The organism is Kurthia sibirica, assembly GCF_003143975.1.
Classification (GTDB): domain Bacteria; phylum Bacillota; class Bacilli; order Bacillales_A; family Planococcaceae; genus Kurthia; species Kurthia sibirica.
On sequence record NZ_QFVR01000022.1, the window covers coordinates 1 to 24,466 of the forward strand.

At 36.8% G+C, this 24,466-nt stretch carries 27 protein-coding genes and 1 pseudogene; 18 read left to right on the forward strand and 10 right to left on the reverse strand.

Translation table 11 applies throughout. The features are described from left to right. Positions 1-95, forward strand: a pseudogene (locus DEX24_RS17945) (transposase); the annotation flags it as partial. A gap of 158 nt (positions 96-253) precedes the next feature. Here the strand turns inward: DEX24_RS17945 and DEX24_RS13580 are convergent. The 3 genes from DEX24_RS13580 to DEX24_RS13590 form a co-directional block, all read right to left on the reverse strand. Then, a complete protein-coding gene (locus tag DEX24_RS13580) occupies positions 254-547 on the reverse strand; it encodes a hypothetical protein (RefSeq protein WP_109306958.1) in 294 nt (97 codons plus the stop codon). Positions 548-577: 30 nt separating this feature from the next. Further along, complete coding sequence (locus DEX24_RS13585; RefSeq protein WP_109306959.1) at positions 578-1,189, reverse strand: FMN-binding negative transcriptional regulator; 612 nt, start codon at positions 1,187-1,189, stop codon at positions 578-580. Positions 1,190-1,294: 105 nt separating this feature from the next. Then, positions 1,295-1,636 (reverse strand): zinc ribbon domain-containing protein YjdM, encoded by a 342-nt coding sequence (locus DEX24_RS13590; protein WP_109306960.1) that lies wholly within the window; start codon positions 1,634-1,636, stop codon positions 1,295-1,297. Between the two features lie 546 nt (positions 1,637-2,182). Between DEX24_RS13590 and DEX24_RS13595 the strand changes: the two genes are divergently transcribed. The 11 genes from DEX24_RS13595 to DEX24_RS13645 all read left to right on the forward strand — a co-directional run bounded on the left by DEX24_RS13595 (position 2,183) and on the right by DEX24_RS13645 (position 12,200). Next, complete coding sequence (locus DEX24_RS13595; protein WP_109306961.1) at positions 2,183-3,865, forward strand: AMP-binding protein; 1,683 nt, start codon at positions 2,183-2,185, stop codon at positions 3,863-3,865. After that, positions 3,855-4,703 carry a crotonase/enoyl-CoA hydratase family protein gene (locus tag DEX24_RS13600; protein WP_109306962.1) on the forward strand — a complete coding sequence of 283 codons (849 nt, stop codon included), beginning with the start codon at positions 3,855-3,857 and terminating at the stop codon, positions 4,701-4,703. The genes DEX24_RS13595 and DEX24_RS13600 overlap by 11 nt, the downstream gene beginning before the upstream one ends. Positions 4,704-4,733: 30 nt before the next feature. Continuing rightward, positions 4,734-5,477, forward strand: coding sequence for an SDR family oxidoreductase (locus DEX24_RS13605; RefSeq protein ID WP_109306963.1), 744 nt, complete (start codon positions 4,734-4,736; stop codon positions 5,475-5,477). 90 nt (positions 5,478-5,567) lie between these two features. Beyond that, the gene (locus DEX24_RS13610; RefSeq protein ID WP_109306964.1) at positions 5,568-5,990 is read left to right on the forward strand and encodes a hypothetical protein; all 423 of its coding nucleotides are present in this window, start codon (positions 5,568-5,570) and stop codon (positions 5,988-5,990) included. Between the two features lies 1 nt (position 5,991). Beyond that, positions 5,992-6,315 (forward strand): nucleoside triphosphate pyrophosphohydrolase, encoded by a 324-nt coding sequence (locus DEX24_RS13615; RefSeq protein ID WP_109306965.1) that lies wholly within the window; start codon positions 5,992-5,994, stop codon positions 6,313-6,315. A gap of 16 nt (positions 6,316-6,331) precedes the next feature. Further along, on the forward strand, positions 6,332-7,384 hold the full coding sequence (locus tag DEX24_RS13620; protein ID WP_109306966.1) for an HNH endonuclease family protein: 1,053 nt from the start codon (positions 6,332-6,334) through the stop codon (positions 7,382-7,384). A gap of 18 nt (positions 7,385-7,402) precedes the next feature. Continuing rightward, positions 7,403-8,173 (forward strand): methyltransferase domain-containing protein, encoded by a 771-nt coding sequence (locus DEX24_RS13625; RefSeq protein ID WP_109306967.1) that lies wholly within the window; start codon positions 7,403-7,405, stop codon positions 8,171-8,173. 529 nt (positions 8,174-8,702) lie between these two features. Further along, on the forward strand, positions 8,703-9,989 hold the full coding sequence (locus DEX24_RS13630; RefSeq protein WP_109306968.1) for an ammonium transporter: 1,287 nt from the start codon (positions 8,703-8,705) through the stop codon (positions 9,987-9,989). 12 nt (positions 9,990-10,001) lie between these two features. Continuing rightward, a complete protein-coding gene (locus tag DEX24_RS13635; RefSeq protein WP_109306969.1) occupies positions 10,002-10,919 on the forward strand; it encodes a DUF294 nucleotidyltransferase-like domain-containing protein in 918 nt (305 codons plus the stop codon). A gap of 2 nt (positions 10,920-10,921) precedes the next feature. Further along, positions 10,922-11,641, forward strand: coding sequence for an exonuclease domain-containing protein (locus DEX24_RS13640; RefSeq protein WP_109306970.1), 720 nt, complete (start codon positions 10,922-10,924; stop codon positions 11,639-11,641). Between the two features lie 88 nt (positions 11,642-11,729). Further along, positions 11,730-12,200 (forward strand): DinB family protein, encoded by a 471-nt coding sequence (locus DEX24_RS13645; protein WP_109306971.1) that lies wholly within the window; start codon positions 11,730-11,732, stop codon positions 12,198-12,200. 116 nt (positions 12,201-12,316) lie between these two features. Here DEX24_RS13645 and DEX24_RS13650 read toward each other — a convergent pair whose 3' ends face one another. Together DEX24_RS13650 and DEX24_RS13655 are read right to left on the reverse strand one after the other, a co-directional pair. Continuing rightward, positions 12,317-12,874: a hypothetical protein gene (locus DEX24_RS13650; protein ID WP_109306972.1), complete on the reverse strand. Its 558-nt coding sequence runs from the start codon at positions 12,872-12,874 to the stop codon at positions 12,317-12,319. Positions 12,875-12,950: 76 nt separating this feature from the next. Beyond that, the gene (locus tag DEX24_RS13655; RefSeq protein WP_109306973.1) at positions 12,951-13,934 is read right to left on the reverse strand and encodes an alpha/beta hydrolase; all 984 of its coding nucleotides are present in this window, start codon (positions 13,932-13,934) and stop codon (positions 12,951-12,953) included. Positions 13,935-14,047: 113 nt separating this feature from the next. Here DEX24_RS13655 and DEX24_RS13660 point away from each other — a divergent pair, with 113 nt between their 5' ends. The 3 genes from DEX24_RS13660 to DEX24_RS13670 all read left to right on the forward strand — a co-directional run bounded on the left by DEX24_RS13660 (position 14,048) and on the right by DEX24_RS13670 (position 15,941). Beyond that, positions 14,048-14,509 carry a hypothetical protein gene (locus DEX24_RS13660; protein ID WP_109306974.1) on the forward strand — a complete coding sequence of 154 codons (462 nt, stop codon included), beginning with the start codon at positions 14,048-14,050 and terminating at the stop codon, positions 14,507-14,509. An 18-nt stretch (positions 14,510-14,527) separates the two neighbouring features. Further along, entirely contained in the window at positions 14,528-14,968 is a 441-nt protein-coding gene (locus DEX24_RS13665; RefSeq protein ID WP_109306975.1) for an OsmC family protein, read from the forward strand. 94 nt (positions 14,969-15,062) lie between these two features. Then, a complete protein-coding gene (locus DEX24_RS13670; protein WP_109306976.1) occupies positions 15,063-15,941 on the forward strand; it encodes a 5'-3' exonuclease in 879 nt (292 codons plus the stop codon). A 51-nt stretch (positions 15,942-15,992) separates the two neighbouring features. On the opposite strand, the gene DEX24_RS13675 is transcribed toward DEX24_RS13670, so the two are convergent. From DEX24_RS13675 to DEX24_RS13695, 5 genes are all read right to left on the reverse strand, one after another. Further along, entirely contained in the window at positions 15,993-16,346 is a 354-nt protein-coding gene (locus DEX24_RS13675) for a PH domain-containing protein (protein WP_109306977.1), read from the reverse strand. Positions 16,347-16,453: 107 nt separating this feature from the next. Then, positions 16,454-16,825 (reverse strand): PH domain-containing protein, encoded by a 372-nt coding sequence (locus DEX24_RS13680; protein WP_109306978.1) that lies wholly within the window; start codon positions 16,823-16,825, stop codon positions 16,454-16,456. A gap of 30 nt (positions 16,826-16,855) precedes the next feature. Further along, on the reverse strand, positions 16,856-17,380 hold the full coding sequence (locus tag DEX24_RS13685) for a C39 family peptidase (RefSeq protein WP_109306979.1): 525 nt from the start codon (positions 17,378-17,380) through the stop codon (positions 16,856-16,858). After that, positions 17,377-17,853: an STAS domain-containing protein gene (locus tag DEX24_RS13690; protein WP_109306980.1), complete on the reverse strand. Its 477-nt coding sequence runs from the start codon at positions 17,851-17,853 to the stop codon at positions 17,377-17,379. Before DEX24_RS13690 ends, DEX24_RS13685 begins: the two co-directional genes overlap by 4 nt. Before the next feature lie 182 nt (positions 17,854-18,035). Continuing rightward, on the reverse strand, positions 18,036-18,353 hold the full coding sequence (locus DEX24_RS13695) for a thioredoxin family protein (RefSeq protein ID WP_109306981.1): 318 nt from the start codon (positions 18,351-18,353) through the stop codon (positions 18,036-18,038). Between the two features lie 249 nt (positions 18,354-18,602). On the opposite strand from DEX24_RS13695, the gene DEX24_RS13700 reads away from it, so the two are divergent. From DEX24_RS13700 to DEX24_RS13710, 3 genes are read left to right on the forward strand one after another with little or no spacing between them, the layout of a single operon-like run. After that, the gene (locus tag DEX24_RS13700) at positions 18,603-20,993 is read left to right on the forward strand and encodes a 3-hydroxyacyl-CoA dehydrogenase/enoyl-CoA hydratase family protein (protein ID WP_109306982.1); all 2,391 of its coding nucleotides are present in this window, start codon (positions 18,603-18,605) and stop codon (positions 20,991-20,993) included. A gap of 23 nt (positions 20,994-21,016) precedes the next feature. Continuing rightward, positions 21,017-22,189, forward strand: a complete 1,173-nt coding sequence (locus DEX24_RS13705) for an acetyl-CoA C-acetyltransferase (RefSeq protein WP_109306983.1) — start codon at positions 21,017-21,019, stop codon at positions 22,187-22,189. A 33-nt stretch (positions 22,190-22,222) separates the two neighbouring features. Beyond that, the gene (locus DEX24_RS13710) at positions 22,223-24,010 is read left to right on the forward strand and encodes an acyl-CoA dehydrogenase family protein (protein ID WP_109306984.1); all 1,788 of its coding nucleotides are present in this window, start codon (positions 22,223-22,225) and stop codon (positions 24,008-24,010) included. Positions 24,011-24,466 lie beyond the last annotated feature (456 nt).

Below are 24,466 nucleotides of genomic sequence, written 5' to 3' on the forward strand. Positions count from 1 at the left end.
GCCAGATCAATGAACTCGTTGATTTTTCATTTATTATAGACGAATTAAAATCAAAATACTGTTTGGATAATGGTCGAAATGCGATTCCACCAATTTTCGCTGTCAATCTTAAGCGGATATTAAAACTACTAAATGAAAAAGAGTAAGAAATAGACAATGAAATAAGGCACTTTCTGTTCAAATCGAACAGAAAGTCCCTTATTTTTATCTAAAAAATCAACTCGTCATAAAAAACGTAAGTTTTTCAGTGCCCTCACTTTTTTGTAGGCCTATTTTTTTGTAGAAGTATATGGCGAAATAATAATAATATGAAAAAAATAATCATAAATATTATGAAGATGGTCAGCATATTCATAATGCCAGACTCCAAGGATAATAAGGATTGGGGTGTTGTGGACTTACTAAATAAAATACCATTTAAATAGTTTACTGTGTGACCATTACTACCGCCAGAAACAATCAATGTTAATAATTTTATTGTAATCAGCCAAATTGTACTAATTAAAGCAAGTGCAAAGCAATTTAATTTTGAATAGAATAATGTCATAAAGTGGAGCTCCTCTACTAGCGAAGGGAATTAGTCACGCATGTTTTTTTTCATTAATAAGGCAATTTGTTGTTCGTTGTCAAAAGGCGATTTACATAGTTCTTCAATGACATTTTGACGACGTAGTGCGCTATGATTTTGGCTAAGCTTATCGACACCAATCATTTGTGTAATCTGCAATTTAAAAGCAACGATTCCTTGGCTTAGGTTAGTCATCACTTTGTCAGTCAATGCCGTCAGTTTATAGGGACTATCCGCTGGCTCATATTTTTTAACGATGGTAGCCAACTCAGCATAAACATCTGTAGGTTTTTCAATGAGCTCTAGTTTACCATAGACATGAGCAGCAACATAATTCCATGTAGGAACTGCTTGAGATGTTTCGTACCAAGAAGGTGAAATATAGCAATGAGGTCCTTGAAAAATAGCGAGAAAAGTCTGACCAGCGGCATTTTCCCATTGATCATTTGCTAAAGCCATATGGCCAGTTAACGTATTTTCTTGACGATTTAGTAATAAAGGTAAATGCGTTGCAATCGGTAAATCTTGCTGTTGCGAAATAAGGGTAGCAAAACTATTTTCCTCAATAATAGCATAAATTCTTTCATTATTTGTAATCGTAAATTGTTGTGGTGTAAACATAATGTCTGTTCTCCTTCCTCTAGTAATAGCATCTATTAAATAATCAGAATAGTTGTTAAAAAACCCTTAGAGCATATGAAAAGCTACTAAGGGTTCTGTTCATCATTAAAGTTTTTTGACGTAAATCGATTTAATATAAATAACGCCATGACTATCTGTTTTACCTTCAATATCGTGACCAGCTACATCCACGAAGCGAATATTTTTGACTTTTGTACCCACTTTTAGATTGGACTGGGCACCTTTTAAATTCAAGTCCTTTGCGACGATAATTGTATCACCTTCTGCAAGAGGGTTACCAACGCTATCGCGAATAATACTTGCCTCAGCAGCTTCTTTTTCTTCGTGAGCTGTCCATTCATTGCCACATTCAGGGCAAACAAATACTGCACCATCCTCGTATGTATAGGCTGATTGACATTGTGGACAATTTGGGAATTGATCCATTTTTATTACCTCCAATTCAGTCGTAATCCTCTCTAGCTTGCCACAAATAGTCTATTAAATCAAACATCCAAATAAAATAGTGGGAATATGATATTAATAAAATACTTTAAGCTAAAACTGTTTTAGTTTAATGTAATCAAATAAGCAGCTGAGAATAAAGATATTAGCGAAAAATTTGTATATAAATGTCATTTATAGTATATTTTATACAATCATTTTTTTAGTAAAAAACAAAATAGAAAAATGAGAAGTCTACAAGAGGTTAGAGAGAGAAGAATAAATAATTTTGGCAGTAAAAAATGCCTCAAAATCTTGTGATGATGGATGATTTGATTGCTAATTGAAGAAATATTTGCAGGTATGGACTATAGGAAAAGACCCTTTTTTGACGCAGACAGCAGATCGTTATTTGGAACGTAAATTGTCGATGAATACTTGAAAATAGTAAATGTAAAGTTAAAAAGCGACTCATTGAAAAAACGATAAGTAAAAATATCTGAATATTCGGTTTAATTAATGAAAATAGAATAGAAAGGACAGTGGGAAATGGCTTTTATTTCAAAAGAAATGGCATATTGGCAAGCAGAAAAAGATTCTGCTATGCCTTTATTGACAATGTCGATTGGGGATTATTTTGATCAACAAGTAAACTTGTTTGCAAATGAGGTCGCAATTATTTTTGAAAAAAATGAGTTATTAAACATTGAGAAAACAAACTGGACATATGAAAGATATCATAGGGAGGTACAAACATTAGCTAAAGGGTTACTACATAAAGGGTTTATAAAAGGGCAACATATAGCAGTTTGGAGTATTAATAGACCGGAATGGATCATACTGCAATTTGCGTGTGCCAAAATAGGTCTCGTATTGATCACATTAAATCCAGCCTTACGAAGAGATGAAATAAAATATTTATTACAAAAAAGTGATGCTACAGCTATTTTTATTAATTCTTCTTTTGCCGGAAGGGATTTTTTAGAGGAGGCTCTCGTTATCCAACAGGAATTACCTACTCTAAAACAAATAATTACATTAGATAGAAAAGTAAATCCAGCTATTTATTGTATTGCTGATTATCAAAAAATAGGAAGTAATAACTTAGATAAAGAACTTTTAGCGGTACAACAAACAATTACTTCGCAGGCTATTTTTGAAATTCAATTTACATCAGGCACTACTGGTTTTCCGAAGGGTGCGTTATTAACGCATTTTAATGCAATTAATAATGCCTATTTATCTATGAATTACTGGCGTTTGAATGCTAAAGATGTTTTTTATTCTCCTCTTCCTTTATTCCACACGGCTGGAAGTATTCTTGGGTTAATAGGAGTGTTATCAAAAGGTGCTACCTACTTGTCTCAGCCATTTTTTCAAGCGACTGAGGCGATTGAGTTATTAGAAAAAAATAAGGCGACGATTATGTCGGGTGTGCCTACAATGTTGCAAGCCATTTTACAACAATTGCAGGCGATGAATAAAAAAATGAATATTCCATTGTTTATTAGTGGAGGTGCTCCTGTGCCGCAAGTATTGATGGAACAACTTGAGTTTCAGGTGAATTCAATTGGTGTTGTACTTATGGGTATGACAGAAACAAGTCCTGTATTTTCTGCTACATGCAAAGAAGATTCACAAGAAAAACGATATATTACGTCAGGAAAAGCCTTACCTTATACAAGTATTCGAATTGTAAATCCACAATCAGGTGAAGTGATAAAACAAAATGAAGTGGGAGAAATTGAAGTAAGTGGTTATATGGTGATGAAATCGTATTATCGTGATGTGGAGGAGACAAAGAAGGTACTGAGTGAGGATGGTTGGCTGAAAACAGGTGATTTAGGGATTTTGGATACAGATGGTTACTTGAATGTCATCGGACGATTGAAAGATTTAATTATTCGGGGAGGTGAGAATATATTTCCTAGAGAGGTTGAAGATTTTTTACTAACATGTACAAGTATTGAAGAAGTACAGGTTTTAGGAATACCTGATGAATATTATGGAGAGGTACTTGTAGCCTATATTAAAACATTTGATAAAACATTAAATGTACATAAAGTGAAAAAATATTGTGAAGAAAAGATAAGCCATCAAAAGATACCAACATACATATTTTTTATAGATGAATTTCCAAAAACCGCAAGTGGGAAAATAATGAAAAAAGTTTTACGGGATCAAGCTATCAAAAAAATAGCGGAAAATGAGGTAGAAAAAAATGACGTTTGAAACACTGTTATTTGAGGTGAATCATAGTGTAGCGACAATAACATTAAATAGACCTAAACTAAGCAATTCTTTGACTCGGGAGCTCTTATATGAATTAGAAAATGCAATAAAACTTGCGGATGATTCAGATGATGTAAAAGTAGTGTTATTAAAAGGTGCCGGTAAAAACTTTTGTTCTGGCTATGGATTAGATTGGTCGACTGCAGATGAAAAAAAAGCACAACAAGAAGCTGATGACGTTTGGGATCCTATTAAAGATTATAAAATGATTAATAAATATACCGGTGCGATGTTAAGTCTCTATAAATGTACAAAGCCAGTAATTGCTCAAGTGCATGGCTTTGCAGTTGGCGGGGGAGCAGATCTGGTATTATGTGCTGATATTATCATAGCATCAGATGATGCTCAGTTTGGTTATCCGCCATCGCGAGTTTGGGGAACGCCAACAACTGCAATGTGGGCAATTCGGTTAGGTATAGAAAAGGCAAAAAGATTTTTATTTACAGGAGATGCCATTACTGCTTCAAAAGCAGCGGAGATGGGGATGATTTTAGAAAGTGTGCCACCAGAAAAATTGAATGATACAGTGCAAGATTTAGTAAATAGAATTACCTTACTTCCAATGAATCAATTAATCATGATGAAACTCTTAATAAATCAAATGTATTCACATATAGGTATGGAGAATACAACTGTAATTGGAACTTTATTAGATGGTATTGCTCGCCATACTCCAGAGGGGGTCGCCTGGCGAGATGTGGCTGTTGAAAAAGGAGTGAAAGAAGCATTAAGGCAAAGAGATGAACCTTTTGGTGATTATAGTCAAAGACCACGTTAAGACCATTAAAAAGGAGTGAAGTTAATAACTATGCGTCTAAAAGATAAAGTAGCGATTATTACAGGGGGAACTGGGGGAATAGGGATTGCAACAGCGATTCGTTTTGTGGAAGAGGGGGCATCCGTGATATTAGCGGATCTTGATGAGGAGAAGGGCAAGCGCGTAATAGCTGAATTGGCATATGGTCAAGAAGTTATACAGTTTATGGCTGTTGATGTCACAAATGAAGAAGCAGTGGAAAAACTGATGGTGCAAACACTTAAATTATTCAATAAAATTGATATTATTGTGAACGGAGCGGGGATCAATCAACAAGAAATGCTCATAGAAAACCTGACATTTCCTAATTGGCAACATATCATAGCGGTGAACACGACGAGTATATTCTTTATGATGAAACATGCCTTACCTCATATGGAAGCAGGAAGTGCCATCGTAAATATTGCAAGTATCGCAGGCATGAAAGGCCAAAAACTTGTAGCAGCGTATACGGCATCAAAAAGTGCAGTGATTGGGCTGACGAAAGCGACGGCAACTGAATATGGGCGTAAAAATATTCGCATAAATGCTGTTGCACCTGGAGTGATTGACACGCCTATGGTTGATGAATGGAAGGCGACAGATAAATGGCCTATTTTATCAATTGCTAATGCGTTGAAACGACTCGGTAAACCGCGTGAAGTAGCCCACACAATTTTATTTTTGGCGAGTGAAGAAGCTTCATTTATTACTGGTGAAACAGTGGTGGTTGATGGTGGTACATTAAATATATAATACGATGGAACTGGAGAACTGAGGTACTCCAGTTTTTTATTTGGAAAAAAATAATAAACGTGTAAAATAACAGTTACAGGAGGTGCTATGATGACGTGGAATTATAAAGATGGGCTATGGATAGTCCTTTCAAGTATCATTTTAGTACTTGTAACGAAGCTAGGCGATTTAGTATTTTCAACGAACAATATGGTGTTACTATTAAATGTCGATTTCATCTTTGGTGCGCGCCCTATCTCTTTTGCAGAAGAATTTTTATATCACTTGCTGACATGTGTAATCCTCTATTATCTACTAAAATACATTGCTTATTATTGGCCAAAACTCTACAATGCTGCACTAATAAGTGTCCTTTTTATGACGAGTGCACTGTATTTTATACTGAGCAATAGCGCAAAATATACAGTAATTACACCAACTTTAAAAGGGTTTGTCCTATGGGTTATCGCACATATTATTTACATCATATCGGTGAATCGTATGTTGAAAAGACAATTGAAAGGAAGAACATAAGATGCCAATATATAATAAATTAGTGAGAGATCAAATAATAGAAATTATTGATAACACAGGAAAAAAATCAAACAGTATGATTTTATCATCGGAAGATCATTTGGATTTTATCAAAGAAAAATTATTCGAAGAAGTGGAAGAATACAAAGCAACGACTAATAAAGTTGATGCAATTGAGGAATTAGCTGATATCTTGGAGTTGATACACGCGGCTTTGCAGTGTGAAAATAGTAATTTTGAAGAATTAGATCAAGTGAGAATAATAAAAAAAGAAAAAAAGGGCGGTTTTAATAAGGGGATTTTCTTAATTGATGTAGTTGATTAGTCAAAAGGGGTGTATTATGAATCAATTTTTACATTATGATGAATCATTGGAGTCACAGTTTCGTGCTATCTTTCTGTTTGGACGCAATGAAGCGACTTATAAATTTGCTTTAGCCAAATCGATTCTCGAATTGAGTGCTGGCAAAAAGAGCTTTATTTCTTTGCAGGAGTTATCACCAATTTTCACAAAACATATGTTAGAGCATAGTAATTCAGGAAAAATCCAAACTAAAAGTAAATCATCACGTTATATTCAAGCACTACAACTTTATAATCAGCAGCAAATTACATATGATCAGCTTATGCATATTACAGAACATAATGCATTCGCAAGCGTAATTGATGCTTTTCACCGTATACCAAATAATGATTCGAACAAGCACTTTTTTGAAAAAGATGTAGTAGGAAGAAAAAATGGCATTCAATTGACCGATGAGCTATTCAATTTGAATTCGAGCGTCCAATTTCGCAATTTGAGTGACGAAGTCGAAGGACGTTGGAATTTAGTTGAAGCAGCTTGGTCAGAAAAAGATAGACATTTTGAAGTGCGTTATGATCATCAGTTAGATGAATTATTTTTATTTAGAAAAACGACAGCGCAATCCTATATGCAGTCACATTTGCGTACATCATTAACAGCGGTTCGCAAACCGTTAAATGGCTATCAAAAAGGAAAGTGTTTTTATTGCTATAAAGCGATATCTATCAACAGCCATGATCCAAATATATGTGATGTTGATCATTTTATTCCACTGTCAATCCAATATACAACGGAGAAAAATTTAGAACTGAACGGTGTGTGGAATTTAGTGTTGAGTTGCCAACAATGTAATCGTGGTGATGATAATGGCAAATTCGCTCGGCTACCATTAACCACATTTTTAGAAAGATTAGTAAAGAGAAATGAATATTATATAGAAAGTAATCATCCATTAAAGGAGATGATTATTGCTATTACTGGGCATACCGTTACGCGGCGTTTGGCCTATTTGAAGACTGTTTATGAATATGCACAGTCAGTAAGAGCCGCTAATTGGCAACCTAAAGAGCAATATGATAGCGGTTTTTAAAGAAAAGAGGCATTGTAGATGACACAGTGGAATCCGATGAAATATTTGCAATTTGAGCAGGAGCGTACGCAGCCGGCAATTGATTTGCTCCAACGGATTAGGGAACATCAACCACGGAAGATTATTGATCTTGGTTGTGGCCCAGGAAATAGTACAGCGATGTTAGCACAATTTTTTCCGCAAGCTACTATTGTGGGTGTAGACTATTCGGCGGAGATGATTGCCGAGGCACGAAAGGTTCACCCTGAATTAATTTTTCAACAATGTGATGTGAGCACGGAACTTGCAACATTGGATACGGATTATGATCTTGTTTTTTCGAATGCTTGCTTACAATGGATTCCCAGACATGAGGAGCTGATACCGCAGCTAATGGCTTGTTTGAATGTGGGTGGGGTATTGGCCGTGCAAATACCAAATAACCGACAATCGGCATTGTATCAAGCGATTGATAACATTGTTGCGCAACCTACTTGGGCTTTCCAACAGGATTATCTGGAAACCAATGAAATAGGCACAGTTGACCAGTACTTTGAGTTATTAAGTAAGTGTTCACAGCAATTTGATATTTGGCAACAGCTTTATTATCATCGTATGACGGATCCTATTGAACTGATAGAATGGGTAAAGTCAACGCGATTACGTCCTTTTCTCGCTCAATTAGCGAGTGAACGACATGAGGAGTTTATACATGCTATTTTGCAACAAGCTGCTAGTCATTACCCACCGCATACAAATGGGCAATTATTATTTGAATTCAAGCGTTTATTTTTTACGGCAATAAAATAAGTAGACCTAAAAAGGCGACCATTCTGTCGTCTTTTTTTTTGTTTCTTTTTTCACTATATATCCACTGGCGAGATATGTTTCATCGAAAAAAAAGATGTTTATGCTTATTTCATAACATTCTATGTTAGTTATCGATTTAGCCTTTAAAAGCTATTAAATAAAGTGTTTAAAGCGTTTTTTATATACAAATCACCTAACATGAAAATGTTTTCTCTTATTTTTCTTTATTATCTATATAGCAATGAGATAGTATAGATGCTGATTTGAGCTAATAACATACCATATATTCATATACAGCAAGTAATTTGATGTAATTATAAAAAAAATAAAAAAATTATTAATTATAAAAAAAGTGAGGTTTTATAAGGTTTTAACATTAAATGTAAGCGTTTTAAGGTGACGCAGATAATGAAATATTCAGAAAATAAAGTTGACGCCAGAAGAAAGTCATGTAAAAATATGAAATATAAGTTTTCGTGTTAGGAAATCTAACATGTTAAAAATGAACTAATGAAAAGGGGTTGTTAAAATGGATGTAGATATCATTTTTTTAATGAATAGTCTTTGGACGATGCTTGGAGCAATTTTAGTCATTTTTATGATTGCAGGTTTTATTATGTTGGAGGCAGGATCTACTCGAATGAAAAATGCAGGACATGTTGCTGGTAAAACGGTGTTCACATTTGGATTAGCTTCATTAGTTTACTGGGCCGTAGGGTATGGCTTCACATTTGGTTCAAATGCCAATTTCTTTGTGGGTATGACAGATTTCTTTTATGCAGGTGATCAAATAAAAGATGCGACTTTATCGACAACCGTTTTCTTTTTATTCCAATTAGCCTTCGCAGGAATTTCTGTAACTATCGCATTAGGCGGTTTTGCGGAACGAGCAAAATTTTCGGTGTATGTGTTATTCACAATATTATTCGGTGTATTAATCTATCCAGTTATCGCGCATTGGGTATGGGGTGGTGGTTGGTTGGCAGAGGATGGAGCACAGGATTTTGCTGGTTCCACAGTTGTTCATTTAACAGGAGCGATGGCTGCATTAGCGGCGACAATTCTTTTAAAACCACGTATTGGTAAATTCAATAAAGATGGTTCTTCCAATAATATTGCAGGACATAATCAGGTGTATACGACATTAGCGGTGTTAATATTATGGGTTGGGTGGTTTGGTTTTAACGCTGGTTCGACAGTATCAGTAGATGGCGCATTCTTTGGTTATGTGGCAATTAATACAAATTTAGGAGCGGCAGCTGGTGCAGTCGCAGCAACGTTAATATCATGGGTTGTTTTAGGTAAACCAGATATTCCAACTATTTTAAACGGTGCATTAGCAGGTTTGGTAGCTATCACAGCATCTTGTGCATTTGTTGATGTATGGGCAGCAGTTGTTATTGGTTTTGTAGCCGGAATCATTTGTTTCTATTCAGTGCGCTTCTTTGAAAAACGTCGTATTGATGATCCCATTTTTGCTTTATCAGTGCATGGTATGCCGGGGATTTGGGGTACAGTATCTACAGGATTCTTTGCGACAAGAGAATTGGCAACAGTCGGTAAACCAGGGTTGTTTTATGGTGGTGGTTTTGACCAACTTTTCGTCCAAATTATTAGTGTAGTGGCATGTGGTGCCTTTGCTTTTGTAGGTTCATTTGCTATTTTATATCTCTTGAAAAAAATTATGGGTACATTGCGTGTAACAGCGGAAGAAGAGATTTTAGGATTGGACTTAAGTGAACATGGTAGCTTTGGTTACCCGGAACAAATGCAAGTAAATGAACAAGATCCACATGCAACAAATACAGGAAGATAAGGAAGTGACTGCATGAGCTCACAAGGCAATGATTATGCGCTCATTTCACAATGGAAAAAAGAAGCATTTTCAGAAGATATGGGGATTCATTCGATAAATTGCATGTTTGATCGTTTGCTTACACGCGTCATGGAAGACGCATTAACTAAAATGTTACCGCAGCAACCACCTTGCTCGTTTGCATGGTTCACAATGGGGAGTAGCGGACGCTATGAACAAACATTTACGAGTGATCAAGATCATGCTCTTATTTATAAGGAAGAAGGACATGAATTATTTTTTCTAGCATTAGGTCAACATTTAGCAGATGCTCTACATTTCTTAGGTTATATGTATTGTCCGGGAAAGGTAATGAGCAATAATGTGCAATGGTGTCGTTCAGCCAATGCTTGGACAGAACAAATTCTGCAATGGCAGCAATCCGATCATATAAAAGCAATTCGTTATTTACAGATCGTATTAGATGCTCGATTTATTTATGGCGAAGCGTCACTCGTTGCAATGCTACGCCAGCAATTACTAACGGGTGATCGTCAAGTGATTGAAAATTTGGCGATGAATATGTCTTTGATTAAAAGAGGATTAACACCGGTTGGCGCATTCGTAGTAGAACGTGTTGGTCCTTATCGTGGAATGCTCGATTTTAAAAATACAATTTATATTCCATACGTCAATTCGATTCGACTATTGAGTGTCCTTGAGGGCATCGATGATACCATGACAAAACAACGTATTCAAAAATTACAGCCAAAATATCGCGCGTTATTTAAAAATTATCAGCAGCAATACGATATAATTATGGGCTATCGAATGAATGAAAAATCATTTATTGATATAAAAAAGGCAGATAAAAAAGAATTAAAAGAGTTGATTCGTTATGTTAAAAAATTACATGATTATGCTATAAATCGAATAGGAATTAGGTGTTGAAGATGAATTTTGAAGGCTTTTCTCAAATGTTTAATGGTGTGATGAATCGCAATAGTATGAATCGGATGCATGAATTACAGTCGAAAGAACAAATAGCGTATTTACGTAGATTAGATGCTAGTATTCGTTTAGATCGAGATTTCTCTAGACCCTTTGATGAAGTAGAGTTTGTAGTATTTGATTTAGAAACAACAGGTTTCGAACCGGTAAAGGGAGATGAAATAGTATCTGTCGGTGCGATTAAAATAAAAGGCAGCGAATTATTATCTGCACAATTTTATTCCTTATCAAAAATTCAAGGCTGGATTTCACCAAAAATTGAAGCGTTGACGTCGATTACGAATAAGCAGGTTGCCAATGCCTTACCTGCTAAAGATGTTCTCGATAGTTTTATACATTTTATAGGAGAGAGTACATTAATTGCGCACCATGCCAAGCATGAACGTGATTTTATGGATAGCTATTATAAGAAAATCTATCAAAAGAAGTTTATTCATCGCATCGTAGATACTTCTTTTCTATTAAAAGTGACAGGGATGAACAATCCCTATTGCACATTAGATGAGGCATGTCAGACATTAAATATACCAATTGAAAATCGGCATCATGCTCTTGGGGATGCTGTAATGACGGCAAAAGTATGGACATCATTAATTGGGCGATTACAAGAGCAGGGAATCGAAAATTTAGAGCAATTATATAGTCGTTTTGCTGAAATGTAGTGATTACACTTACTTATTGCTATGCATACTCACCAACAATAAACTATGATAAAGGATGAGTATGACAATCGAAAAGGAGTGTATAATTATGTATCGTAAAATAGAAGATTTTCAACAAGACTGGGCAGTTTCTTCAAAGGGTACGTTAAAAGCAATTCAAGCGCTAAAAGATGATAAATTAGATCAAGCAATCGTTGAAGGGCATAATACATTAGGTTGGTTAGCAAAACATTTAATCGGTTCGATGAGTAGTTTTGGTGGATTGGTTGGTTTTAATATTCCAGCACCTACAAAAGAAACAGCACCAAAAACGGTTGATCAACTAGTGGCGATGTACGAAGCAAGTGCTGCTGCAGTTGCTGAGCAAGCGAAGACATTGACAGATGAAGATATGACGAGAAATGTTCAATCATTTAAAGGTGAAGCGTCAATTGGGAATATTCTTCGTGGTATGATTGACCACCAAACACATCATAGAGGTCAAATGACAGTATTGATTCGTCAAGCGGGTCTTGATGTTCCAAGCGTTATGGGGCCTACAAAAGAAATGTCTCAATAGTAAGGTGTACATGGTGGGTAATCCATCCTAAGTTATACAAAACAGGTCGTCATGAACATTCATGACGACCTGTTTTGTATTTATAAATACCAAATCTGTGCATAATACGTTAGTGATCAACGATAATAATTGAGCAAAGCAGCTAACTGCATCATTTTTTTCGTACCAACTGAAATACTAGTATAGGGTATGCCATTCAAAGAATAGGAACGGTAGCCAACATAAAAACTACCTGATTTGAACAGTTTGATTTTCTGCCCATAAGCTGTCAGATAAATCGCTTTGCCATATAATTTCTGCATTTGAAAATCAGTTAAAGTTCCACGATATATTTTAGAAATCAACTGTGTTTTTTCTTTATCAGCAATAAAATATTTCGTGCTACCACTGGCAGTATGATATTGTAGAAACCCGTATTGTGTAGCGTCGATTTTTGAATAATAGAAAATGGCACCTTCCCCATTTATACGCTCTCCAGGTACTGCTTTTCGTAGATTTGTATAGTATTTCCCTACATAACCAATCGTATTGGGTAAACGTCCTTTAGCCGTTTGTTTTTTTAACAATGTGTTCGCTGCCAACGACTGGGTATCGGTAGGTGATGCTGCTTGCACATTGGCGGAAAAAAGAAAAAAGCAGAAGGGAATCAAAGTGAATGCAAGAAAATGTTTCAATAGTATACACTCCTTATGTCGGTTGTATCCTACCATTTCCTTATTAAGTAAAATATAAACAACTGAAGTACTCTTGCTACTGTTGCTCCATAAATTGTACTAATGTATTAAATGTGTGTTGAGCTTCTGGTAGATCCATCATAAATTGATATTCATGGCCCAAGATTGCTTCGTCTAATGGATAGAAAACTTCTTCAACAGGAATATCATAGCTTTGCAAAATAGCACTGAGCTTTTTACCTTGATTTTCAAAAGAACCGCTATTGCCATCTGTAATAAATGTTGGCACAAAATGTTCTGAAATTTGATCGGTCATGGATGCAAGGATTGTCTGGTCAGATTGCTGCCAATTACGTTCACCAATATATGCCCATGCGACGCGGTCTAAGAAGAAGCTAATTACTTTATTGTCACCAAGATTATTAAAAGCTGTTAAATCATAAGGTCCGCAAAATAATAACGCGGCTTTAATCGTATTTGGTGGTATTTTTTGTGTCATTTGAGTGGCGGCAGCATAATCGTCATCTACTTGTATATTAATATATTGGCTCGCGATTTGCGCTCCTGCTGAATCCCCAGCAATATATAAATTATTGATGTCAAGTTGATATTTTATGGCGTTTTTTACCATGAAGGCATAAACTTCATCCATTTGTTTTAGGGGCGTTGGGTATTTAGCGCCGGGCGCAAGCTCATAGTTCATATTTACAACTGCATAGCCTTTCGCAGCGAGTTGCACAGCGTACTCTGTAACGTCTTTTTTATCGCCGCCAACATAGGCGCCACCATGTACCCATAACACAACAGGAACAGGATTTGTGTGATTTTTGGGAACTACAATGTCGAGGGTGCCGTCCTTATATTTGGATGTATAGCTAATATCGTTAAGTTGTCTTGTGTTTTTGACAATACTGTCATAGTCTGGCGCTTTGACAGCAACACCATCTTTGAATAAATAGTTAATAAGTAGGGCTGCAGGTTTCGGTGAAAAATAAATAAATGCAGAAGCTGCCAATAATAATAGTATAATGATGGCAGTGATTTTTTTGAAAAGCTTCATGTGGCAACCTTCTTTCACAGAATTGGATTGTTTTTTCCTATTATGCCATAATCTTTTAAAAGGAGCGAATGAAGTTTTATTCACAGTAAACAAGAGAGAAGAGGTGAGGGAAAATGGTTAAAAGAAAAAGATTATTACTAGGCGTGCTCATAGTATCACTAATAGAAATTATATATTTTTACTTTATGGGTAAAAAATTCGTCTATATGAATGGTTTAAAAGAAGTAATTGAAATTGTTATTATTGGAAATATTGCATTTTTCGTCGCTTATTTCCTTCTATTGGAACCAAGTAATTTCAGAAAAAAATATATATTGCTCATAATAGCGTATGCATTATTGATTATTGCGCCATTCGTCTATCATTCGAAGATGCCGAGTACAACATTTGAAGAAGCACAAAAATTAATTATGCGCACTGAAGGTGGTAAAGTGGTAAAGGATCGTGACTACACGACGACCATTAAAACATATGAAGGTAATGAGGTATACTTGATTGCTTTAGAGAAGAAAAGTACGGTGAAACGCTTTGCTTTTGATGCGGAAAACCAGCGCTATTATCCATTTTCAAATTAAAGAAAAGAGCTGAAAATTATGGTAAAACATTTATTTGAACTGCAAGCTACATGGCCAGGTGGTCGCAATGACATCGGCGAAATAACTGCGGGGAATTTACAGACGAAAATATCGATTCCTCCTGCAATGGATGGTCCTGGCATTGGTACGAACCCTGATGAAATGTTACTTGGTGCAGCAGCCACCTGTTATTTGATATCGTTAGCAGCAATGCTTGAACGTGCGCATATTACACCGCAGTCCCTAACACTGACATCAGATGGCATCGTTGATGTAACAAATGGTGTTTTCACATATGAAAAAATCATTCATCGACCTGTCATCGTATTGATGGACGATGCTCCTACTCGTGAAAAAACAATGGCACAAAAATTAGCTGAAAAAGCGGAAAAAACATGTATGATTTCGAAGGCTATTGCAGGGAATGTCGCCATAGAACTAGATGTAACAATTCGTTAATTGGCAACAGTTCATCATGTAAGTGATGAACTGTTTTTTTGTGTCGATCGAGATGCATGATATACTAGAGAAAATAGTTTTGAAGGAGAATTACATGACACAACCACATATAATGCTTGTCGATGGCATGGCGTTACTATTCCGTTCTTACCACGCGACAGCGCCAATGAATCAATTTTTTAGAAAGCAAGACGGGACACCGACAAATGGTGTACAAGGTTTTGCTCGTCACGTATTAACGGCACAAGCTTTAATGAAACCAACGCATTTAGCTATTTGCTGGGATATGGGTTCAAAAACCTTCCGCAATGATATATACGATGGCTATAAAGCAAATCGTCCGGCACCTCCGGAAGAAATGTTGCCGCAATTTGATATGGCACGCGAAATTTCTGAAATGATTGGTTGGAAAAACTTTGGTTTAAAAGGGATGGAGGCAGATGACACAATCGGGTCTCTCGTAGAAAAATGGAAGGGAGAAGCACAAATTACAGTCGTTAGTGGTGATCGTGATTTATTGCAGCTATTAAACCCAACAACAACCATAGCTTTAACAAAAAAAGGTTATTCTGAATATAATCCCTATACGCTGGAACGCTTTCATGAAGAATATGCTATTCGCCCAGAACAATTTGCAGATGTGAAAGCATTTATGGGCGATTCAAGTGATGGTTATCCAGGTGTTAAGGGGATTGGTCCTAAAACAGCCTTGCAGCTCATCCAAAAACACGCTTCTGTACAAGGTGTAATCGATGCAATTGAGCAGCTAACAGCTGGGCAGCGTACGAAGATTGATGCGGACCGAGAGATGTTGCAAATCTCTTTAGAGTTGGCACGTATTAAAACAGATTTGATAATTGAAGCAGCAATTGATGATTTACGTTTACCACTTTGGGATGCGGCAAAAATGAATCACTTAATCGTTCAAGAATACGGCCTTGTTGCAAGGCATGCCACGTCATTATTTAAATAAATGAATAGAAGCCACAATCTACAGTTCCGGTAGATTGTGGCTTCTATTTGCTTACGATTTGATCTCCATACGGTCTAGGACAAAATGATTGAAGTCAGCTGCATCGCCTTCTTCGATAAAACTCATAATGCTTGTTTCGCCGTTGCAAGTTAGTGTAAGTATGATCGTTTGATCTTCGGTTAAATCAACTGCTTCTAGTTTATAGTAATCAAATGACGTGACTGGTTGTTCCATGTCGTTTGAGAAAAAACATAACCGCTCATTTGTTGCGCAAAGAATCCCTTTTTTAGGTGTACTATTAACGGCTGTTAGCTGTTGATACATACCTAGAATACTTTTTTGAATGCGTTCGCCACTATTAAGATGTGGTTGGAGTAGTGATACTGCTTGTTTGATGTTATTCAATGAACTCACCTCTTATATCCTATTTATATATTCATATACCTTTATTTTACTTATTTTAAACATTGAGGGAGAATTATACAATCAAAAACGAGCAAATACTGGGAATTTCAAGTATTTGCTCGTCCATTATTGCAAAAATGACGCATTTTTTCGTGAACATAGGTCATAAAATGAATGGGACATCCTTCTTCAATAGAAGAAAAGGAATGTTTGACACCATTTATAAAAAAGATTAATTCTCTAAAATTCATAATCTTGTTGCGATGATAAATGGCTTCAATTGCTTTGTAAGGATATTCGATTAAATGTGTATGCGTAAAATGAAAGATGCGATGATTTGTTGCAATTAATAGTGCATTTTTTTGAAGAGGAGAACGTTTGGAACAATTTGAATAATCTCCACGAACATAATTTTCAATTAGTTCGTTAGGTAGTAACTTCGCGAATATTGTTTGTTCTGCTTCTTGAATCGACACCATTTGATCAACTCCTAAAAAAGTATATTTTAGTTATATACCATTAGAAGAAGATATTGAAACGGGTTGAAGGCGAATTAAAGTTAGTGCGTGTGCATTGTCACGAAATGGAATCCGATGAAGGGTACTCGCGCCATTAGGTGTACCTAAGTCTTCAACGATTAGGTGAAGTGTATGTTCGAGCAGTTCGTATCCGACGACAACAACCCAATGATAAGCAAAGTAGGGACGTCGCCAAAACTGTAAAGTGCTATAACGGTCAAATTTTGCGAGAACGGGGAGATCAAAAGATAAATCACTCAGCATCTCTACAACACCAATCTTAGCGCTATGCCAGGATTCACCTAATGCTTGTTTGGCACGTCGTAACAGCATTGTGCTACTCAAACCAATTGCTGTACAAAACAGTGATTGGTAGAGTTCATCAATCGGCGGATAGTGCCCATCATAAAATGCCATAATGGAGGCAACAGCAGTTGGACCACAGGCAGAAGAACGTCTATTTTTTTGTATAGCAGCATCATATTGACAAAGGGCTTGAAAAGGAATTGATGTCATACTATATGTTGTGCAATTGTATAATTTGTATCTTTTACCAACTGTTCAACTGCAGCGCGATAGGTTGGGTAGGCATCTATTTCAATAGTAAAACCAGCACGTACGAGTTCGAAAACTAATTCTGGTGAAAATCCACAGTATAATGTACGAATACCTAATAATTTCAATAGTTCATTTAGATTTTTTAAGGAGGCGGAGAATTCGGATAGTTCAATGAAACGATAATCTTTTAAAGTTTGCCCTGTGAAATCGATAATAATAGAACGAACATCACGATTTTTCACGATTTTTGCATAGAGTGTTTCATCGATTAGTTGGATGCGTTCTTTGTAGATATGCCCTGTTAGTGGCATAAGTAAAGTATGGGGCATCACAGACTCAATAATAGGAACAGCCATTTCATTTAACACAGTTCTATAGGTCATTACTTCTTTTTCAAGTTCTTCAATTCTCTTTTCAAGTTCTGCAGACATAAGTCACGCTCCTCTAAATAGTTTCTCTATTCAGTATAATAGAAGATCGAATAGTAGAGAAACTTTAAGTGACAGCCATTATTTTTTAGGGCATAGAAAAACCCCCAATAAGTAGACGTTTGACACTAGCTAGCTAAAAGATATGCCTGTCTATTTATTGAGGATTCAATCATGTTAGTTTTTTAAACCTGTGTTTTTAAGAAATCAGTTACTTGTTCAGGTGATTTTGCATTTGCACTATGTAAATGTGCAAGTTTTTCATTGTCTTTAAAAATTAATAGACTTGGAATCCCCATGACATCGTATTTTTCTGCGATTTCAGGTAGTTCATCGCGGTTTAGTTCATACCAGTCAAATTGGTTGTACTCTTCAATGATTGGGTCGATGAACATATTCATACGTGTACAATCTGGGCACCAGCCCGCATAGAATTTCACAAGCACTTTTTCACCTGATGCAATTAGTTCATTAAATTGTTCATTTGTTGTAATAGTTTTCATTATAAATCCCTCCTAGAATGTTAGTTTACAACCTTTTGACGTAAAGTCCTAGCAAGTTGTTTCGAATTGTAGGGATAAAAGGAAAAAGTGTTTTAAGTAGCGGAAAAAGAGTTTTATTAGAAAAAACATATTTATTCGTTGCAATCGGTTTCACGATATTATAAAATAACATTTATAAAGCCATTGGCTATTTTTTTTAATAAAAAAATGAATGATTATTCATTCAAGGTTGGAAGGGGCGAGTTGTTCATGGTAAGAAATATTAAGAAAGCAGCAGTTCTTGGTTCGGGTGTCATGGGATCAGGCATTGCAGCACATCTTGCAAACTGTGGAATTGAAACTTATTTATTTGATATTGTACCGCCAACAGTAACGGCGGAAGAACAAGCGAAAGGGTTAACGCTTGATCATCCAATGATTCGCAATAAGTTTGCACATACAGCAGTACAAAAATTACTGAAGCAAAAACCAGCACCACTAACTACAAAACGCAGTCTTAATCTTATTAAAACAGGGAATTTAGAGGACGATCTTTCAAAACTATCAGATGTTGATTGGGTAATTGAGGTCGTAACAGAAAATCTGGAGATTAAACAATCATTATTCGGAAAAATAGACAATGTGCGCAAAGCAGGCACGATTATTACATCAAACACATCTGGCATTAGCATCAATGATATGGCAGAAGGTCGCTCGGAAGATTTCAAAAAACATTTCCTGGGTACGCATTTTTTCAACCCGCCAAGATACTTAAAGTTATTAGAAGTAATTCCTTCTAACGATACGGCACCGGAAGTAATCGACTTTATGAAAGCCTTCGGTGAAGATGTGCTCGGCAAAGGGGTGGTTATTGCTAAAGATACCCCCAACTTTATCGCCAATCGCATTGGTACTTATGGTCTCTTAAAAACGTTGCAAGTGATGCAGGAAAAAGGCTATTCAGTAGGGGAAGTCGATTCCGTGACGGGTCCATTAATCGGCCGTCCTAAATCAGCGACTTTACGCACATTGGATGTTGTCGGTTTAGACACATTTATCCATGTAGCAAAAACAGTTTACGATAAAACAGCGGGTGAAGAACAATTGGTTTTTAAAACACCAGATTTCCTAGAAAAAATGGTGATAAATGGCTGGCTAGGAGCTAAATCAGGTCAGGGATTCTTCGTTAAAAAGGGCCGTGAAATTTTAGAGCTAAACCTGCAATCATTTGAATATGAAGCGGCCAAAAAATTACAAAGTGCTGCAATTGAAATGGCGAAACAACAAAAAGGTCTTGGCAATCGGGTCAAAGCTTTAGTCTATGCACAAGATCGTGTGGGGGAATTGTTGTGGAATGTCCTTCTGCCTACACTAGTATACTCAGCTGAACTGCACGGTGAGATTGCGGATGATATCGTATCGATGGATGAAGCAATGCGTTGGGGTTTTGGTTGGGCACAAGGGCCATTTGAGGTGTGGGATGCCATTGGTGTTGAAAAATCACTGGCTAAATTAGCTGCTGACGGACAAGCTATTCCAGCATTTGCTCAAGGTTTGTTAGATAAAGGGTTTAGTCATTTTTATAAAGAAGTAGATGGTGTACCTAGCTATTATAATGGTGAAGATTATAGCCCAATCGTGAAAAATGATAAGGAAATTGATTTGAAGCGTTACAAAAAAGAACATGGCGTATTAAAAGCCAATTCAGGTGCAAGTGTCATTGACTTTGGAGATGGTGTTCTGCTACTAGAATTCCATTCAAAATCAAATTCTTTAGGTCTTGATAGTATGCAAATGTTATCGGATGCGATGGACTTATTAGATCAGTCAGATGACTACAAAGGTTTGGTCATAGGGAACCAAGGTAAAAACTTCTCAGTTGGTGCTAATTTAGGCATGATCTTAATGGAAGCACAAGACGATAATATCTTTGAATTAGACTATATTATTCAAAAATTCCAACAGGGGACATTACGCATAAAATATAGTGATAAACCAGTTGTGGCAGCGCCTTTTGGCATGACATTAGGTGGTGGAGCAGAGGTGTGTTTACCAGCTGCACATATTCAAGCAACGACAGAAACATATATGGGCTTAGTAGAAGCAGGCGTTGGATTACTACCTGGTGGTGGTGGAAACAAAGAGCTATATATGAAACATATTAAAGGATTACCTGTAGGTGTTGAAATTGATTTAATCAATGTTGTAACAAAGGTTTTTGAAAAAATTGCAACGGCGAGTACATCAACTTCGGGTGAAGAAGCACGCGACGCAAACTTCCTCAACTTTACGGATGGTGTTAGCGTTAACGCGGATCATCAGTTATACGATGCAAAACAAGCGGTTTTAGGCTTAGTGAAGGCGGGCTATAAAGCACCGATTCGCGCAAAAGTCCCTGTTGCAGGAGAGCCAGGATATGCAGCGATGTTACTTGGCGCAGACGGCTTATTAAAATCAGGCTTTGCTTCACCATATGATGTAGAAATTGCGAAGAAGATTGCAACGGTATTATCAGGTGGGAAAATCCCTTATGGCACATTAGTTGATGAGCAATATTTATTGGACTTAGAACGTAAAGCATTTTTAGAGTTAGTGGCACATCCAAATACGCAAGCACGTATGCAACATATGCTTGTAAAAGGAAAACCATTACGTAACTAATTGATAAAATGGGGGGAATCAACATGCGTGAAGCAGTAATTGTCGCTGGTGCTAGAACACCAGTCGGAAAAGCCACTCGAGGTTCACTAAAAAATGTTCGTCCAGATGATCTCGGTGCATTAGTCGTAAAAGAAGTATTAAAACGCTCTAATTATACAGGTGAAGTGGAAGATCTTATTATAGGTTGTGCGATGCCAGAAGCAGAGCAAGGTCTGAACGTGGCAAGAAATATTGGCGCATTAGCTGGTTTACCAGATACGGTATCCGCTGTGACAATCAATCGATTCTGTTCGTCAGGTCTTCAAACAATTGCCTATGCAGCTGAACGTATTATGTTGGGACATGCAACAGCCATTATTGCAGGAGGCGTGGAATCGATGAGTATGATTCCAATGACGGGAAATACAATTCGTCCAAATGCCAAATTAGCTGAAGAAGCACCAGAGTATTATATCGGTATGGGACATACTGCAGAAGCAGTAGCCAATAAATACAAGATTAGTCGTCAAGAACAAGATGCCTTTGCGACACGCTCACATATCAATGCAGAAAGAGCGATTCGTGAAGGACGTTTTGATGATCAAATTGTGCCGGTTGATGTCGTGGAACGTTCGGTTACTAGTAACAATGAATTAGTAGAAAAAGCATTCACTTTTAAAATGGATGAAGGTGTGCGTGTAGGGACATCTCCTGAAACATTAAGTAAGTTACGCCCAGCATTTAATGTTAAAGGAAGCGTGACAGCAGGTAATGCTTCTCAAACATCCGATGGTGCAGGAGCGGTACTCGTAATGGATCGCGAAGAAGCGGAAGCGCAAGGTTTGAAACCGATGGCTAAATTCCTCGGTTTTGCTACGGGGGGCGTACCACCGGAAATTATGGGCATTGGTCCGGTTGTGGCTGTGCCAAAAGCGTTGAAAATTGCGGGTTTATCAGTTGAGGATATTGATCTTTGGGAGATTAATGAAGCTTTTGCCTCACAATCAGTACAGGTTGTAAAAGAGCTAGGTATCGATTTAGAGAAGGTCAATGTCAATGGTGGTGCAATTGCACTTGGACATCCATTGGGTGCAACAGGAACAATTTTAACAATTCGCTTACTACATGAATTGAAGCGTCAAAATAAAAAATATGGTGTTGTAACAATGTGTATCGGTGGTGGTATGGGTGCTGCTGGCGTTTTCGAAATGCTTTAAAAATAGTTGAACATATATTGAGGAGGAAATAAAATGACAGAAAACACAATGGGACAAACGATTAAAGGTGGCAGCTTTTTAACGGAAGATATCGATGCAAGCCGCGTATTCACGCCAGAGGATTTTTCAGATGAGCAGTTAATGATCGCAAAAACGACCGAAGACTATGTTCAAAATGAAGTATTGCCATTAGTGCCAAGTCTTGAAAATCATGAATTTGAAAACTCCGTAACGCTATTGAAAAAAGCAGGGGAATTAGGTTTATTAGCAGCCGATGTGCCAGAAGATTATGAAGGTCTTGGCCTCGATAAAATTTCTTCTGCATTAATTACAGAAAAAATGGCACCAGCGGGTGGTTTCTCTATTACACATGGTGCACATGTAGGAATCGGATCATTACCAATCGTATTATTTGGTAACCACGAGCAAAAGGCACAGTATTTGCCGAAGTTAGCATCAGGCGAACTATTAGCTGCGTATGCACTAACAGAACCAGGTTCAGGATCGGATGCACTGGGAGCTAAAACGGTTGCGAAATTAAATGAAGCAGGTACACACTATGTATTAAATGGTGAAAAACAATGGATTACAAACTCAGCATTCGCAGACGTATTTGTAGTTTATGCGAAAATCAATGGTGATCAATTCTCTGCTTTCATTGTAGAACGTGAGTATCCTGGTGTATCTACAGGTCCAGAAGAGAAAAAAATGGGTATCAAATCATCATCCACTCGTACATTGATTTTAGAAGATGCACAAGTACCGGTAGAAAATCTATTAGGTGAAGCAGGTCGTGGACATATCATCGCGTTCAATATTTTAAATATTGGCCGTTATAAATTGGGGGTTGGCTCAATTGGTGCTTCAAAACGTGCAATGGAGCTAACTATTCCATACACAAATCTCCGCAAACAATTTAAAACACCAATTTCTTCATTCAATTTAACAAAGGAAAAATTAGCGACCATGGCGGCACATCTTTACGCATCTGAATCACTCATCTATCGTACAGTTGGTTATTTCGAAGATAGCATGAGTCGTCTATCAGATGAGGAAGCAAAAGATGGTAAAATTGTAGCAGCTGTAATTGCTGACTATGCAATTGAATGCTCAATCAACAAAGTATTTGGTTCAGAAACATTAGATTATATTGCTGATGAAGCAGTACAATTACATGGTGGTTACGGTTATATGGCTGAATATGAAGTGGAGCGCATTTATCGTGATTCACGTATTAATCGTATTTTCGAAGGTACAAATGAAATTAATCGTTTGATCGTACCAGGGACATTTATGAAGAAAGCGATGAAAGGTGAATTACCACTATTGCAACAAGCACAGGCATTGCAAGGTGAATTATTAGCTATGATGCCTGCAGAAATCGGCACTGAGCCATTAGCACAAGAGAAGCATCTTGTGAAAATGGCGAAGAAAATTGCATTGCTTGTAGCTGGAACAGCAGCGATGAAATTCGGCGAAAAGCTGGAGCAAGAGCAAGAGGTACTAGTGAATATTGCTAATATTGCCAATCAATTATTCGCTATGGAATCGGCTGTTTTACGTGCTGAAAAAGCAATCCAACGTGATGGGGTAGACAAAGCATCACAAAAAATTCTCTACAGCGAAATTTTTGTCCAAGATGCATTTGTGGAAATCGAAAGAGAAGCGAAAGATACGCTATTAGCAGCAGCAGAAGGCGATAATCTCCGTATATTATTATCTGGTGTCCGCAAATTAGCACGTAATACGCCGTACAATTTAATTGCTAAAAAACGTGAAGCTTCTGTTAAATTAATCGAAGCAGAAAAATACGTCGTTTGATCAACTGATGATGAGTCATCTGAGCTGTCCAAGTGGGCAGCTTTTTTTGTTCTCTACTATATTTATTGTAGTTTTCAAACACTACCACCTTTGTTCGACGCTTTTCGCGAACTTGTGGTAGTTAATGCAAAAAAGCACAATGCCACCAATACGGCTGCCTAAAAACGGGCAGTTAGAGAGTTTAAATAGCTTTTTAGAAGGTATTCATCATAAAACAAAGATTTTAAACCGCCATGTATTTGGATGTAGACGTGTGATGTGGAAAATCCAAATCACGCCACCCCAATAGTTGACGTAGAATTTTTTTAGTTAAAAATAATACACAATAAAATGTATAAAACATGAAGAAATGTTTTATACATTTTATTTGACTCACTTGCTCGTTTTTAATTTATATCTACTTTTTATGATAATATTTTGCTTTGTTTATTTTTAAAAGTCTTTAGAGTAGCGAAG